The following is a 15,582-nucleotide window of genomic DNA, read 5'->3' on the forward strand; positions in this document are numbered from 1 at the left end:
CAGCCAACGGCGGCCGGTCCGCAGCATGTGACTGGAGGAGCGGCGGATGTCGTTGAATCCCGGTGCGATCGGGGCAACTGAGAAAGACCTGACCCCTGAGGCGATCGATCGACTGATCCCCGCGTACCTGCAGACCTATCGGGGGCCCCACGGCGGCGCGCCCGGCTCGGAGGGGGCCGTCACCGGCCCGTTGCGAAGCCCGTCGGACGGCATGTCGGCGATGGTGGAGGCGCAGTACCGGCTAGGCCGCCAGCGCTCCGCCGGAGCCACGCTGGTCGCCGTCTACGGCGCCGACGAACCCGGCGGATTCGGTCCGGCGCTTCAAGTCATCACCGACAGCGCGACGATGCTGATGGATTCGGTGACCGTGCTGCTTCACCGCGTCGGGGTCGCCTACAAGGCGATCATGAACCCGGTCTTCCGGGTGCGCCGCGGCGCAGGCGGCGAACTCCTCGACATCGTGCCGGCCTCGGAAGCGACATTCGGTGACGGTGTCGATGAGACCTGGGTGCACGTGCAACTCTCCAGCGCCGTCGACCGGCGCGCGCTCGCCGAAGCCGAACGACTTCTGCCCCGCGTGCTCGCCGACGCCCGCCAGGTCGCACTGGATTCGCAGAGCATGGGTGCGACGCTGCGCGGCCTGGCCGCCGAACTCGACAGCGACACCGGTCGGCGCTTCCCCAGCACCGACCGCAAGGACGTCGCCGCGCTGCTGCGCTGGCTCGCCGACGGGCACTTCGTCCTGCTGGGCTATCAGCGCTGCCCCGTGCGTGACGGGCACGCCACCGTCGATGCCGCCAGCCGTCTCGGGGTGCTGCGGCTACGCCAAGACGTCTTGCCTCAGCTGACCAACAAGGACGAGCTGCTGGCGTTGGCGCAGGCGACCATCCCGAGCTTTCTCCGGTACGGCGCCTACCCCCAGATCGTCGTGGTGCGTGAGCAGGCTGAGGACGGCAGCTCCGACGTCGCGGCGATCGAGCACCGTTTCGTCGGACTGTTCACCGTCGCCGCGATGAATGCCAACGTGCTCGAGATCCCGTTGATCTCGCGTCGGGTCAACGACGCGCTCGCAATGGCCCACCGCGACCCCAGCCACCCAGGGCAGCTGCTGCTCGACATCATCCAGACCATCCCGCGTTCGGAACTGTTCGCGTTGTCGTCGCGCGACCTCCTCGACATGGCGATGGCCGTCGTCGACCTCGGCTCGCGTCGGCGCACGCTGCTGTTCATGCGGGCCGATCCGCTGGCCCACTTCGTGTCGTGCCTGGTGTATCTGCCGCGTGACCGCTACACCACCGCGGTGCGCCTGGAGATGCAGGACATCCTGGTCCGCGAACTGGGCGGCATCAGCATCGACTACGCCGCGCGGGTGAGCGAATCACCCTGGGCGCTGGTGCATTTCACGGTTCGGCTGCCCGAAGGTTCGCGAGTCCAGGATGTCGACGTCTCCGACGGGAACGAGTCGCGCATCCAGGATCTGCTCACCGAGGCCGCGCGCACCTGGGCCGACCGGATGCTCGGCGCGGTTCGGACGGCGTCGATCGACCAGGGCATCGCCGAGCACTACGCCGCAGCGTTCCCGGAGGTCTACAAGCAGGCAGTCAACCCGCTGCACGCTCTGACCGATATCGAGATCATCGAGCAACTGCAGGACAACTCGGTCAAGCTCGTGCTTGACGACACCGAGAACACTGCCGTCGACGGCATCTCGAATCTGATCTGGTACCTCGGGGGCCAGTCGGCGTCGTTGAGCCGCTTGCTGCCGATGCTGCAGTCGATGGGTGTGACGGTGCTCGAGGAGCGGCCGTTCACGGTCACGCGGCCCGACGGTCTGCCGGTGTGGATCTACCAGTTCAAGGTGTCGCCGCACCACGGCATCCCGATGTCCGGCCCGGGCCCGGAACGGGATGCGACGGCGCAGCGCTTCGCCGATGCCGTCACCGCGATCTGGCACGGCAACTGCGAGATCGACCGGTTCAACGAGCTCGTGCTGCGGGCCGGCCTGACGTGGCAGCAGGTGACGGTGTTGCGGGCCTACGCGAAATACCTGAAGCAGGCCGGCTTCTCGTACAGCCAGTCCCATATCGAGGACACTCTGAACAACAACGCGGGCACCGCGCGCTCGCTGGTCGAGCTGTTCGAAGCCCTCTTCTGCCCGGCCGAGGAAGGGCAGACCGACGTCCGCCGTGACGCCCAGGCCGCGGCCGCTGCGGTGGCCGCGGACATCGACGCGCTGGTCAGCCTCGACACCGACCGGGTGCTGCGAGCGTTCGCCTCGATGATCCAGGCGACACTACGCACGAACTATTTCGTCACCCGCGCGGGTTCGGCGCGTGAACGCAACGTGTTGTCGCTGAAGATGAATCCCGAGTTGATCGACGAATTGCCGTTGCCGCGGCCGAAGTTCGAGATCTTCGTGTACTCACCGCGGGTCGAGGGTGTACACCTGCGATTCGGGTTCGTCGCCCGCGGCGGGTTGCGCTGGTCGGATCGCCGGGAGGATTTCCGCACCGAGATCCTCGGCCTGGTCAAGGCGCAGGCGGTGAAGAACGCCGTGATCGTGCCTGTCGGGGCGAAGGGCGGTTTCGTGGTCAAGCGGCCACCGGCGCCCACCGGGGATGCCGCGGTCGATCGCGACGCCACCCGGGAAGAGGGCGTGGCCTGCTACCGGCTGTTCATCGCAGGTCTGCTCGACCTGACCGACAACGTCGACAAGTCCTCGGGCGCGATCGTCACCCCCGACGGAGTGGTTCGCCGCGACGGTGACGACGCCTACCTCGTCGTCGCCGCCGACAAGGGCACCGCGACGTTCTCCGACATCGCCAACGATGTCGCGAAGTCCTACGGATTCTGGTTGGGCGACGCGTTCGCCTCGGGCGGCTCGGTCGGCTACGACCACAAGGCGATGGGCATCACCGCCAAGGGTGCCTGGGAGTCGGTGAAGCGTCACTTCCGCGAAATGGGAATCGACACCCAGAGTGAGGATTTCACCGTCGTCGGGGTGGGCGACATGAGCGGTGACGTGTTCGGCAACGGCATGCTGCTCTCCGAGCACATCCGGCTGCTCGCCGCATTCGATCACCGGCACATCTTCATCGACCCCGACCCCGACGCCGCCCGGTCGTGGCAGGAGCGCAAGCGTCTGTTCGAGCTGCCGCGCTCGTCGTGGGAGGACTATGACACCTCGCTGATCAGTGCGGGCGGCGGTGTCTACAGCCGCGAGCAGAAGTCAATCCCCATCAGTGCAGAAGCGCGCACGGCGCTGGGCATCGACGACGGCGTCACCGAGCTCACGCCGCCAGCCCTGATGCGGGCGATCCTCAAGGCGCCGGCCGATCTTCTGTTCAACGGCGGCATCGGTACCTACGTCAAGGCCGAGAGCGAGTCCGATGTGGGCGACCGGGCCAACGACGCGGTCCGGGTGAACGGAAACCAGGTGCGCGCCAAGGTGATCGGCGAGGGCGGCAACTTGGGTGTGACGTCGCTGGGCCGCATCGAGTTCGACCTCGTCGGCGGTCGGATCAACACCGACGCGCTGGACAACTCGGCGGGTGTCGATTGCTCTGATCACGAGGTCAACATCAAGATCCTCATCGATTCGCTGGTCACCGCCGGCATGGTCACCGCGGAGGACCGCACAGACCTGCTGCTGTCAATGACCGACGAGGTGGGCCGACTCGTCCTCGCGGACAACGAGAGTCAGAACGATCTGATGGGGACCAGCCGCGCGAACGCCGCCAGCATGCTGTCGGTGCACGCACGGATGATCAAGGACTTCGTCGACGAGCGCGGCTTGAACCGCGAGCTGGAAGCCTGGCCGTCGGAGAAGGAGATCCGGCGGCGCACCGAAGCCGGAATCGGTCTCACGTCACCGGAATTGGCCACACTCATGGCGCACGTCAAACTTGCGCTCAAAGACGATCTGCTCGCCGGTGACCTGCCCGACCAGGAAGTGTTCGCCTCGCGGTTGCCGTCGTATTTCCCGACGACGCTGCGGGATCGGTTCGCCACCGAGATCCGCTCGCATCAGCTGCGCCGCGAGATCGTGGCCACCATGCTGATCAACGACGTCGTCGACACCGCGGGTATCTCGTTCGCCTATCGCGTCGCCGAGGACGTCGGGGTGTCGTCGGTCGACGCGGTGCGCAGCTTCGTGGCCGTCGACGCGATCTTCGGTGTCGGCGAGGTGTGGCGACGCATCCGTGCCGCCGGGGTGGACGGCGTGTCGGTGGCCGTGACGGATCGGATGACGCTGGACCTTCGCCGGCTGATCGACCGCGCCGCGCGCTGGCTGCTCAACTACCGCCCCCAGCCGCTGGCGGTGGGTGCCGAGATCAACCGATTCGCCGACAAGGTGGCGGCGTTGACGCCGCGGATGTCGGAGTGGCTGCGTGGCGACGACCGGGCGATCGTGATGAAAGAGGCGGGGGAGTTCAGCGGGCAGGGAGTGTCCGAGGAGCTGGGCTTCCAGGTGGCCACCGGGCTGTATCAGTTCAGCCTGCTCGACGTCATCGACATCGCCGACATCGTCGACCGCGATCCGGCGGAGGTGGCGGACACCTACTTCGCCCTGATGGATCACCTCGGCACCGACGGGCTGCTCACCGCGGTGTCGCGGCTGTCCCGCGACGATCGCTGGCATTCGTTGGCGCGGTTGGCGATTCGCGACGACATCTACGGCTCGTTACGCGCGCTGAGTTTCGACGTCCTCGCGGTCGGAGAGCCCGACGAGAACGGCGAGGAGAAGATCGCCGAGTGGGAGATGACCAACAGCAACCGGGTCACCCGCGCGCGGCGCACCCTGACCGAGTTGTACGAAAGCGGTGAGCACGATCTCGCGACGTTGTCGGTGGCGGCCCGCCAGATTCGCAGCATGACCAGGACGAGCGGAACGGGAACGTCGGGGTGACGAGAGAGGTGACACAGCAGGGCTTCACGGCGCCGGTGCACGTGCGATGGTCGGACATCGACATGTACCAGCACATCAACCACGCGACGATGGTGACGATCCTCGAAGAGGCGCGAATCCCGTTCCTGCGGGAGCCGTTCGAGGCGGACATCACCACCATCGGCCTGCTCATCGCCGACGTGAAGATCGCGTACAAGGCGCAGCTGCGGCTGATCGACTCGCCGCTGCAGGTGACGATGTGGACCACCCGGGTGCGGTCGGTCGATTTCACGGTCGGCTACGAGGTGCGCTCGGTGGGTGCGGCTCCCGATTCCAGACCCGCCGTCATCGCTGAGACCCAGCTGGCCGCTGTGCACATCGAAGAGCAACGGCTGCAACGACTCTCGGCTGCGCAGCGGGAGTACCTGCAGCACTGGGCCCGATGAGCGAACGCGGTCTCTGGCTCGACCCAACGCACCGAGACGACCTCGCGGCGTTCACCGAACGTGCCCGCGGCGTGGACGAGGCCGCGGTGGTGCGTTTGCGGGAACGCCCCGGCGGGCTGGTGTCGGCCTGGGTGGCCACCGGATTCGACGTGCTGGCCAGCCGGACAGTCGGGGGCCGGTTGCGGCCCGCCGATCTGTCGGCCGCGGCCGACGCGTTACTGGCCGGGCTCGCGGCGATGACTCCCGACGGGTATGTCGATCCCGGGTTCGCGATGGACTCGGCGTGGCGGGGTGGCCTGCCGCCGGACACGGGGTTCGTGCACCTGGACGACGTACCCGCGCGCGAAGTGTTCGCGCTGGTCCAGCGCGGCTCGGCGCTGGCCCGCGAGCACGCCGGTGCGCACGGTCCGCCGACGTCGCTACTGGACCAGGACGTCGTCGAGGTCGCTGCCGATGATCAGCGGGTCGGCATCCCGATGCGGTGCGTGTTCGCATTGAGCGCGATGGGTTTCGTCCCCGACCACCCGGGTGACGACGAGGTGGTGCGGGTGCGCACGACGGCGACGTGGCTGCGCATCGATGCCCGCTTCGGCACGGTGTACCGCCGGCGCGGCGACCCCGCTGTGGTCCTGCACTGACGTTTCGCCGGGAAAAGGGTCAGAAGGGGGAGTTCACCATCGACTGGGCGGCCATCTCCAGGTAGGCGATCAGTTCGCCGCGATGCTCGTCGTCGAGGGTCTGTGAGTCGATCTCGGCGACAGCGGTGTGCATGCAGCGCAACCAGGCATCACGCTCGAGATAGCCGATCCGGAACGGGGCATGCCGCATCCGCAGCCGCGGATGGCCGCGCTGCTCGGAATAGGTGCGCGGACCTCCCCAGTACTGCTCGAGGAACAGCAGTAACCGCTCCTCGGCCGCCTCGAGCTCGTCGTCGGGGTAGAGCGGGCGCAGGATCTCGTCGTCGCGCACCTGCTCGTAGAACCGTGACACTATCCGGTGGAACGTGTCGTGACCGCCGACCGCGTCGTAGAACGATTGTTGATCCATCACCGCCCATTGTGGGCCATGCCCGGGGGCGGCCGACGGTCAGGACTTCTTCCGGATCAATCGGGCCAGTTCGTCGCGGTCGGCGACGTCGAGCTTGAAGCACGCGCGGTAGACGTGTCCCTCGACGGTGCGCACCGACAGCGTCAGCGCCTCGGCCACCTCCCGGTTGGACAGCCCCGCCGACACCAGCTCGGCGATCTCGCGCTCGCGCGGTGTCAACGGCAGGGGACGGGCCGCGGTCTTGATGGCGGGCGTCGACGCGCCGCCGCACGCCTCGGCCAGACGCAACGCGGCGGCGCCCGACTCGGTGGTGCGCCGGCGATCCCCGGCCGCGTCGTGCAACGGGGCGGCTTGCGCGGCGGCGTCGGCCGCCGAGAGCATCAGGCCCGCCCGCTCGAACTCGGCGCTGACGGCATCCAACCCGGTGGCATCTCCTGCAGCGACGGCCGCGGCGTGACGGGCGAACAACGGCACGATGGTCCCGTGCACGCGTTGCTCGAGTTCGGCGAGACGCTCGGCCGTGGTGCGGTCCCCGAATCGGGTGGCGTGGTGCAGCGCCTCGGCTTCGAGCGCGAACTGGCCGGATCGCCGCGCGTTGTCCGCGGCGGCCCTGGCCAATTCGACGGCATTGCGTTCCATGCCCTTTGCCGCGGCGTACCAGGACCGCGAGATCAGCCGCTGCGGTTCGTGCAGCGCCATCGACGGGCCGGAGTGCTCGGCGGCGTCGGTGAGGACGCGCTCGGCCTCGCCGACACGGCCGAGCGCGGCGTAGGCACGGGCCAGCAGCAGCCGGCCGGGCAGCTGCCACGGCAGGGGACTCTCGGCGGACAGCGCGGCCAAGGCCTGTTCGATGGAGGACACCACCTCGGGGAAGTCTCCGCGTGCGGTCGCCACCACGCCGGCCATGATCTTGGCGATCGCCCAGGCGAGGAACTGGCCGACCGACGAGAAATCCGCATAGCGCAGTGCGCGTTCGGCGGCCGTCTCGAACTGACCCATGTGAGTCAGCGCCAGCACGTCGCAGTAGCGGACCATCACGCGGATCATGCCGTCGGTGGGCTTCTGATCGGCGCGGCAGCGCGCCGCGATCGGCTCGAACTCGTCGCCTCGTCCCGCGACGGGCATCGCCAACCCCGCGGCGAAGGCGGCGAATTCGACAGCCTGCTCGGGCGCCTGCGGGTCGGCGAGCACAGCAAGCGCCTCGTCGATGCCCTCGGAAATCCTGTTCTCGTGCACTGCCATCGCGGCCGCAGTCGCGCGCAGGATCAGCCCCAGGAGCGGAATCCGCACCCGCTCGCGCACCAGTGCCAGCACCTCGTGCGCCTTGGCGACCTCGCCCATCGACCAGAACAGCGTCGACACCCGCGGCACGCCCCACTGCACCAGCTGCACCTCGTCGAGATCGTTCGGGGTGAACTGGGCGAGTATCGCGTCGGCGTCCGCGGGCATGCCCTGCCACAGCAGCGCCCGGGACAGCAGCGCGCCGGATGACAGGCTGCCGGTTCGTTCGAATGCAGTGCGCGCCAACCGTTCTCCGAGAGGCAGATTGGAGAGGAAGATCGCGTCCTTGGCGGCCGCAGTCAGCAGGTCGACGTCGACGGTCTGATCGCTGTCGATCGACAGGTTCGCCATCCGGATCCGGCTCGCGGCGGTGGAGAGTTCGCGGCGTCGCAGGATCTGCACCACCTGGCCCTTGAGGCGACGCTCGGCGGCCCGGCCGATCTTGGTGCGTACGACGTCGCCGACGAGCGGGTGGCTGAAGCGGGCGTTCAGGGTGGGGCCGTCCTCGGTGAACCGGATCAGCCCGCGCATCTCGGCCTCGTCGACCGCGTCGTCACCGACGAGCTCGGTGAGCGCATCGGCGTCCAGCGGTTCGCACAGCGCGAGCAGCTTCAGCGCAGTCATGACGGCGTCGCCGGCACTCTCCAGCCGCGTCTCCAGCAGCGCCACCAGACCTGACGGCACGGCTGTCGGACCGCGGAGCTGCCATACGTCGTCCACTCTGCGCAGCGTCCCGGCGTCGATGGACCCCTCGACCAAATGGCGCAGGAACAGGGCATTCCCGCCCGACGATTGCCACATCAGGTCGGCCGACAACCCTTCGAGGCGCCCACCGATCACCGATTCGACCAGCTTGATGCTCTGGGTCTTTGTGAACGGCTGCAACTCGATGCGGCGGAGGTAACCGTCCTTCCACAGCGAGGTCACCGCGTCGGGCACCGGTTCTCCACTGCGCACGGTGGCCAGGATCCGGCCGGACTGGTCGACGGCGAGCTGATGCAGCAGCGTGGCGGACAGCTCGTCGAGCAGATGGGCGTCGTCGACGCCCACGATGCTGTTGCCCTGCGCGACAAGCGATTCGCGCGCGCAGGCGAGAAGCGCCGTCGCGTCGCGGGACGTACTCCCGCCGACCAGATGAGCGAAGACCCCGAGCGGAATGCTGCGCGACGACTTCGTCGAGGCCACCCAGTGCACCTCTGAGCGCACCGATTCCGTCACCATTCGGGCGAGGGTCGTCTTCCCGACGCCGGCATCGCCGACGAGCACAGCCCCGTACGACTCGGTGCCCGTCAGGGCGGACCGCACCGCGTCGAACTCCGCAGGACGGTCGAGCAGTTGCCAACCACGCGGCATATTTCGTGAGTGTAGTGCGCAGAGACCGCCAGTTCTCGCTAATGACGGTCGGTTAGCCGGCCGGGACCAGAGCCGGGGAACGCCGACAGGTCGCTCGGCTCGAGGTGGGGCACGCCGTTCTTCGCATGCCGGTATTCGCTCGACGCCTCGTACACGCGCAGCTTCAAGCGGTTGATCGACCCCAGCGGGCGGTGTTCGGCGATACCGCGCCACGAGTTGAAGGCCAGCGCGTCGTCGGCGAAATCGCGCAGGGCCTCGTCGTATCCCCTTTGCTCGGGGAACCGGATCGTCGCGACGGGGAGGTACGGCGACACGGCCTCGGGCCACTCCACCGTGGCATCTTCGAGGGGCATCCGCAGCTCATCGGTGCACAGTTGAACCGCCACCTCGTATTCGGCCGGTTTGCTCGCGAAGTACGAGGCGACCGCGCGGGACGCGGCGTCGTACTGACCGTCGTCGATCGTCGCCGGAACAGCGCCGGCAACGGTGGACGGCGTCGGCGCCACCCGCACCTTTGCCACGAAGTCACCGAACCGCACCGGTGCGGCGGTGTAGAACGCCTGCCGCAGTGGGTGATGGTTGGGTTCGGCGAACACCCGCAACTTGGCGGGCAGGTCCCGGCCGGTGCTCGCCACGATGCGCCGGGCCGCCCGCAGCACCCGGTTGATCGCCAGCATCCCGGGATCGGGCAATACGGTCAGCGCTCTCGCGGTCCGCATGCCTGCCTTCGCGTAGTCGGCGGCGTCACGGAACAGGAACGCCGGCTCGGTGACGAAGACGAAGTCCTGGTTCGTGTCGGGGAATCGGGCATCGGCACGCTCCCCGCTCGTGCCCGTCACCCCGAGGATCTTCAGGCCGAGGCCGCGCACGCCGCGCACCTGATCGGAGCGGATGGCGCCTGAGGTCTGCGAGATCCGGGCGATCACGTCGAACGTGGCACCCGGCATGGTGAACATGCCCTGTCGCAGGGTGGCGTCCAGGTCGGGGTGGACGGTCAGGTGCCCGGACAGCACGGCACAACTCTTGGCGTGCGCGTCGCGAACCGCGTGCGGTCGGCCGTGCCGCCGGTACTTCGCGAACCAGCGGCTCTTCGCGTACTGGAACTGGTTGTTGCGGTGCAGATCGGCGACCAGGTCGGAGATCAGTGCATCCTCGCCGGGCGGGAACGCGGCCATGGCGGGCTCGTAGCGCAGGTAGGTGTGGGGTCCCCCGTCAGTCATGGGCACAGTCTGAAGGCACGGCGACCGACCGGCATGAGTAACGCGCTACCTGCAATCAGCGAGCGGTCACGAGAAGTTCACCGGACTGACCAGCGAACACGACCAGAATTGTCGTGCGATCCGCAGTGATCCGTGGTGGACTGTCGAGCGGAGGACGTATGGTGCAGCGCAGAAATGGTCGCGGCCACCGGCACCACCGGACCGCGACGAGCTCGACCGGGTCGACAGCGAGCACCCCCGCGCGCGCTCTACACAGCCTCACCGCGAGTGGCGACGCGCTCGTGATGCCGGTGATGCCGGAGCCCTCGATCTGGGGACGCCGACGGGTGCTCCTCCTCAATTCGACGTTCGAGCCGTTGACGGCGCTGCCGATGCGGCGAGCAGTGGTCATGCTGATGTGCGGCAAGGCCGACGTGGTGCACGACGATCCACTCGGGCCGGTCATCCATTCGGCGAGCCGCACGATCGTCGTGCCGTCGGTGATCCGCCTCCGTACCTATGTGCGGGTGCCGTACCGGGCGCGGGTGCCGATGACCCGGGCCGCGTTGATGCACCGCGATCGGTTCCGGTGCGTGTACTGCGGAGCCAAGGCCGACACCGTCGACCACGTCATCCCGCGCAGCCGCGGGGGCGGGCACTCGTGGGAGAACTGCGTCGCCGCGTGCTCGCCGTGTAACCACCGCAAGGCCGATCGGCTGCTGAGCGAGCTGGGCTGGACGCTGCGGTCCGCGCCGATGCCGCCGAAGGGTCAGCACTGGCGGCTGCTGTCCAGTGTCAAAGAACTCGACCCGGCATGGGTCAGATACCTGGGTGAGGGCGCGGCCTGACCGGGACGTGCGTTACGGTTTGGCCGTGACCAACACAGCTCTTCTGCACGCGAGCTTCCTGCTGATTCCGCTGGCCCTGGCCGGCATTCTGGCGTTGTTGATCTACCGCAAGAAGGGGCCGCACCCCGCGACGTACAACCTCGCGGAGACGTGGACCCATGAGCCCATCCTGTGGGCGGCGGACGAACCCGCGGATCACGGCCACGGCGGCCATGGTGCGCACGTGACGATCGGAGGCGGCGCAAGTGGCAACTGGTGAGATCACCCGGGCGGGAGCTCTCGACCTGGCCGAACTGCCGTACGGCTCGGTCGTCACCGCGAGCGGACGCGTCTCCGGCGTCACCGAGCCCGGCGAGCTGTCGGTGCACTACCCGTTCCCGACGCGGGACCTGGTGGTTCTCGACAATGCGTTGAAGTTCGGGTCGCGCGCGGCCAAGGCGCGCTTCGCCGTCTACGTCGGCGATCTCGGCGAGGACACCGCGGCGTCGGCGCGGGCGATCCTGGGCCGGGTGCCGACCCCGGACAATGCGGTGCTGCTCGCCGTCTCGCCGAACCAGCGCGCCATCGAGGTGGTGTACGGCTCGAAGGTCAAGGGCCGGGGCATCGAAGAGGCCGCACCGCTGGGTGTCTCCGCGGCAGCCGCGTCGTTCCGCGAGGGCAACCTGATCGACGGGTTGATCAGCGGCATCCGCGTGCTGTCGGCGGGCGTGTCCCCGCGCTGATCGTCGGCGAAAGTGTGCTCACGGTAGCTGACCCGCGTCAGCGACTACCGTGAGTGCACTTTTGGCGTTCGCGGACATCAACTCCGAGCGAATCCGCACGTAGCGTTCCAGGAAGAGCCGCTCGTCGAGCCGCTTGCGGCGCAGCCAGCCGGTGACCTCGTCGTTGCACTTGCTGGCATTGCACGGCCCGCAGGCCGGAACCACGTTGTCCACGGTGTACCGCCCGCCGCGCGAGATGGCCATCACGCAGTCGCGCTGCATCGTTCCGGTCGTCGTCCCGCAGTACGCGCACCCGCTCCAGGCCGCCTTGATCGCCGTCCACTGCGCGGCGGTGAGGTCGTTGACGACGGCCGCGACGCGGCGTTTGCGCCGGCGCGCCGCCCGCGCCCTCCGACTGTTGACCGCCACCGCGTGAGCGTATGCGCGCGAGCGTGCGCGAACTCTCGTCCGTGAGCGGCGTGTCGCTAGCCCGCGTCGAACTCGCGGGCGCGCAGCGACCGCTCCACCCCGGCGCGGCCTTCGAGCACGAGCCGGCGCAGCGCTGGTGGCACCTCGGAATCGGACAGGAACTCATCGGCCGCCTCGAGCGCATCGGCGCTGATGTCCCACGACGGGTACAGGCCGACGACCACGGTCTGGGCCACCTCGCTGGACCGCCGCTCCCACACGCCCGAGATCGCGTCGAAGTAGCGGTCCCGGAACGGCGCCAGCACCTCACCCTGCCCGGGTTGGGCGAAACCGCCGATGATCGCGCGCGCGGTGATGTTGGCCAGCGTGTCGTCCTCCACGACCTGCTGCCACGCCGCCTCCTTGACCGCCGCCTGCGGGCGCGCCGCCGCTGCGGCCGCGGCCTGACGCCGGCCCGCCGCGGTCGGATCGTTCGCCGCCTCGGCGTCGATCAGCGGGGACTCGGTGCCGTCGGCGTCGAGCACGCCGGCGCGTGCCAGCGCCGTCACCACCCGCCACCGCAGATCCGTGTCCACCACGAGGCCTTCGAGGTTCACCGCAGCCGGCTCGTTGTCCAGCAGCGTCTCGAGCACTGCGACGTGGTTGGGCGAGAGCACCGAGGTGCACAGCGCGTTGACGAACGCCAACTGGTGATCCGAGCCGGGCGCCGAGTCGCGGGCCAGGTCCAGCAGCGTGTCGCCGAATGCGGGCCACCCGTTCTCCGCGGCCCACTGCGGGTCCGCATAGGACCCCAGCGCGGTCTGCGCCTGCAGTACAAGCCGTTGCGCCACACCGACTTCCGATTCGGCGTGCAAACCGCTCATCACCAGCGCCACGAAGTCACGGGCGCGCAACTCCGCGTCGCGGGTCATTTCCCACGCCGCGGACCACGCCAGGGTGCGGGGGAGCGGTTCTGCGATGTCGGCGATCCGGCCCAGCACCGTCTGCAAGGAGTCGGGGTCCAGTCGCAGCGAGCAGTAGGTGAAGTCGTCGTCGTTGACCAGGATCAGCTTGCCGCGCTTCACCCCGGTCAGGCCGGGCACCTCGGTCGTCGGCCCGTCGACGTCGAGCTCCTCGCGGTGCACCCGCACCAACTTGCCCGATGTGTCGTCGTCGTAGATGCCCACCGCGAGGCGATGCACCCGCGTCTCATCGGCGCCCGGCTTGGCGCCGCCCTGTTCGATCGCGAACCGGGTGAAGGCGCCGTCGGCGTCGACGTCGAAATCGGGCCGCAGCGTGTTCAATCCGGTCGTCTTGAGCCACTGGCGCCCCCAGCCGGACAGGTCACGGCCCGACGACTTCTCCAGCGCGCCCAGCAGATCGCTGAATGTCGCATTGCCGTAGGCGTGGTCGCGGAAATAGTCGCGCAGCCCCGCGAGAAACGACTCGAGACCGACGTAGGCCACCAGCTGCTTGAGCACACTGGCGCCCTTGGCGTAGGTGATGCCGTCGAAGTTCACCTCGACGGCGTGCAGGTCGGGGATGTCCGCGGCCACCGGATGCGTCGACGGCAGCTGGTCCTGTCGATACGCCCACGACTTCTCCACGTTCGCGAACGTCGTCCACGCCTGGTCGTACTCGGTGGCCTCGGCCTGGCACAGCACCGAGGCGAACGTCGCGAACGACTCGTTGAGCCACAGGTCATCCCACCACTGCATGGTGACCAGGTCGCCGAACCACATGTGGGCCATCTCGTGCAGAACGGTCTCGGCGCGGCGCTCGTAGGAGTAGCGGGTCACCTTGGACCGGAACACATAGTCCTCGAGGAACGTCACCGCACCGGCGTTCTCCATCGCACCGGCATTGAACTCCGGCACGAACAGCTGGTCGTACTTGCCGAAGGCGTACGGGACGCCGAAGTTGTTGTGGTAGAAGCCGAATCCCTGCTTGGTCTCGGTGAACAGACGCTCCGCGTCCATGTACTCTTCCAGCGATTTGCGGCAGAAGATGCCCAGCGGGATGTCGCCGTGGTCATCGCTGTAGACGTCGTCCCAGCGGGCGTACGGCCCGGCGATCAGCGCCACCAGGTAGGTGCTCATCCGGGGGGTGGCCTTGAACGTGTGGTTCTTGGCCTTGCCGTCCCAAGTCACGTCGACGGTCGCCCCGTTCGAGATCACCTCCCAGTGCCCGGGCGCGGTGACGGTGATGTCGAAGGCGGCCTTCAGGTCGGGCTGGTCGAAGCAGGCGAACATCCGCTTGGCATCGGCGGTCTCGAACTGCGAGTACAGGTAGACCTCGTTGTCGACCGGGTCGACGAAGCGGTGCAGTCCCTCGCCGGTGTTGGAGTAGCGGCAGTCCGCGTCGACGACGACGACGTTGTGTTCGGCGAGGCCCGTGAGAGGGATGCCCGTCGACTCGTCGTAGCCGGACACGTCGATGTCGGTGCCGTTGAGCGTTGCGCTGCGGATCGAGTCCGCGGCGAGATCGAGGTAGGTGTCGGCACCGGCGGTGGCGTCGAATTCGAGGGTCGTCACCGAGCGGAACGTCTTCTCGCTCGGCGAGCCCTCGCCGTCGGTCAGATCGAGGGCGACGTGATAGCTGTCGACGGTGATCAGGGCGGCGCGTTCGGCAGCTTGGTCGCGCGTCAGATTAGGAAGGGCCACGCTCGTCAACACTAGTCTCAAGCCGGGAAGACAGGACGGGCGTCGGTGGTTGACGCAAGCGACGTCTGTCATCGACTCGAGGAGGAGACCCCATGGCCGAGAAGTCCCGCGCCGATTTCTGGTTCGACCCGCTCTGCCCGTGGTGCTGGATCACCTCGCGCTGGATTCTCGAAGTGGAGAAGGTCCGCGACATCGACGTCAACTTCCACGTGATGAGTCTCGCGGTGCTCAACGAGGGCAGGGATCTGCCCGAGGAGTACCAGGAGATGATGAAGAAGGCGTGGGGGCCGGTGCGCGTCGCTATCGCGGCCGAGCAGGCGCACGGCGCCGACGTGCTGGGGCCGCTGTACACGGCGATGGGCACGCGGATTCACAATCAGGACAACAAGGACTTCGCGCAGGTGATCAACGAGTCGCTCGCCGAGGTGGGGCTGCCGGCTGAACTGGCCGAGGCCGCCGACTCCGATGCCCACGATGAGGCGCTGCGCAAGAGTCACCACGAGGGAATGGACGCGGTCGGCGACGATGTCGGCACGCCGACCATCCACGTCAACGGCGTGGCCTTCTTCGGGCCGGTGCTGTCGAAGATCCCGCGCGGCGACGAGGCCGGAAAGCTGTGGGACGCCTCGGTGACGTTCGCGTCCTACCCGCACTTCTGGGAGCTCAAGCGCTCCCGCACCGAGTCGCCGTCGTTCGACTGACGGGGGCCGAATGTTTCGGGCGCGTTGCGTCCGGTTGCGCGGTGACA

At 68.3% G+C, this 15,582-nt stretch carries 12 protein-coding genes; 7 read left to right on the top strand and 5 right to left on the bottom strand.

Features of this window, described 5'->3' with window-relative positions:
* Positions 1–46: 46 nt before the first annotated feature.
* From PGN37_RS12040 to PGN37_RS12050, 3 genes are read left to right on the top strand one after another with little or no spacing between them, the layout of a single operon-like run.
* Positions 47–4,909, top strand: coding sequence for an NAD-glutamate dehydrogenase (locus tag PGN37_RS12040; RefSeq protein WP_335331255.1), 4,863 nt, complete (start codon positions 47–49; stop codon positions 4,907–4,909).
* Between the two features lie 8 nt (positions 4,910–4,917).
* Complete coding sequence (locus PGN37_RS12045) at positions 4,918–5,334, top strand: acyl-CoA thioesterase (protein WP_335331324.1); 417 nt, start codon at positions 4,918–4,920, stop codon at positions 5,332–5,334.
* Positions 5,331–5,972 carry a hypothetical protein gene (locus PGN37_RS12050; protein WP_335331256.1) on the top strand — a complete coding sequence of 214 codons (642 nt, stop codon included), beginning with the start codon at positions 5,331–5,333 and terminating at the stop codon, positions 5,970–5,972. The genes PGN37_RS12045 and PGN37_RS12050 overlap by 4 nt, the downstream gene beginning before the upstream one ends.
* Positions 5,973–5,991: 19 nt before the next feature.
* Here the strand turns inward: PGN37_RS12050 and PGN37_RS12055 are convergent, their stop codons facing one another.
* The 3 genes from PGN37_RS12055 to PGN37_RS12065 are packed head-to-tail and all read right to left on the bottom strand — an operon-like array spanning position 5,992 to position 10,235.
* The gene (locus tag PGN37_RS12055; RefSeq protein ID WP_335331257.1) at positions 5,992–6,381 is read right to left on the bottom strand and encodes a globin; all 390 of its coding nucleotides are present in this window, start codon (positions 6,379–6,381) and stop codon (positions 5,992–5,994) included.
* Between the two features lie 39 nt (positions 6,382–6,420).
* A complete protein-coding gene (locus PGN37_RS12060) occupies positions 6,421–9,015 on the bottom strand; it encodes a helix-turn-helix transcriptional regulator (protein ID WP_335331258.1) in 2,595 nt (864 codons plus the stop codon).
* A gap of 38 nt (positions 9,016–9,053) precedes the next feature.
* Positions 9,054–10,235 carry a catalase family protein gene (locus PGN37_RS12065; RefSeq protein WP_335331259.1) on the bottom strand — a complete coding sequence of 394 codons (1,182 nt, stop codon included), beginning with the start codon at positions 10,233–10,235 and terminating at the stop codon, positions 9,054–9,056.
* 284 nt (positions 10,236–10,519) lie between these two features.
* On the opposite strand from PGN37_RS12065, the gene PGN37_RS12070 reads away from it, so the two are divergent.
* Genes PGN37_RS12070 through PGN37_RS12080 form a run of 3 tightly spaced genes read left to right on the top strand, consistent with a single transcriptional unit; the run spans position 10,520 to position 11,784 of the window.
* The gene (locus PGN37_RS12070) at positions 10,520–11,062 is read left to right on the top strand and encodes an HNH endonuclease (protein WP_442932912.1); all 543 of its coding nucleotides are present in this window, start codon (positions 10,520–10,522) and stop codon (positions 11,060–11,062) included.
* 25 nt (positions 11,063–11,087) lie between these two features.
* Complete coding sequence (gene ctaJ / locus PGN37_RS12075) at positions 11,088–11,321, top strand: aa3-type cytochrome oxidase subunit CtaJ (protein WP_335331261.1); 234 nt, start codon at positions 11,088–11,090, stop codon at positions 11,319–11,321.
* Entirely contained in the window at positions 11,308–11,784 is a 477-nt protein-coding gene (locus tag PGN37_RS12080) for a DUF5130 domain-containing protein (RefSeq protein ID WP_335331262.1), read from the top strand. Before ctaJ ends, PGN37_RS12080 begins: the two co-directional genes overlap by 14 nt.
* Positions 11,785–11,802: 18 nt before the next feature.
* Here the strand turns inward: PGN37_RS12080 and PGN37_RS12085 are convergent, their stop codons facing one another.
* Both PGN37_RS12085 and pepN read right to left on the bottom strand, forming a co-directional pair.
* Complete coding sequence (locus PGN37_RS12085) at positions 11,803–12,192, bottom strand: HNH endonuclease (RefSeq protein WP_335331263.1); 390 nt, start codon at positions 12,190–12,192, stop codon at positions 11,803–11,805.
* 56 nt (positions 12,193–12,248) lie between these two features.
* Positions 12,249–14,834, bottom strand: a complete 2,586-nt coding sequence (gene pepN / locus PGN37_RS12090; protein WP_335331264.1) for an aminopeptidase N — start codon at positions 14,832–14,834, stop codon at positions 12,249–12,251.
* A 92-nt stretch (positions 14,835–14,926) separates the two neighbouring features.
* Between pepN and PGN37_RS12095 the strand changes: the two genes are divergently transcribed.
* On the top strand, positions 14,927–15,535 hold the full coding sequence (locus tag PGN37_RS12095) for a mycothiol-dependent nitroreductase Rv2466c family protein (RefSeq protein ID WP_335331265.1): 609 nt from the start codon (positions 14,927–14,929) through the stop codon (positions 15,533–15,535).
* Positions 15,536–15,582 lie beyond the last annotated feature (47 nt).

Source organism: Mycobacterium kyogaense, assembly GCF_036946525.1.
GTDB lineage: Bacteria > Actinomycetota > Actinomycetes > Mycobacteriales > Mycobacteriaceae > Mycobacterium > Mycobacterium kyogaense_A.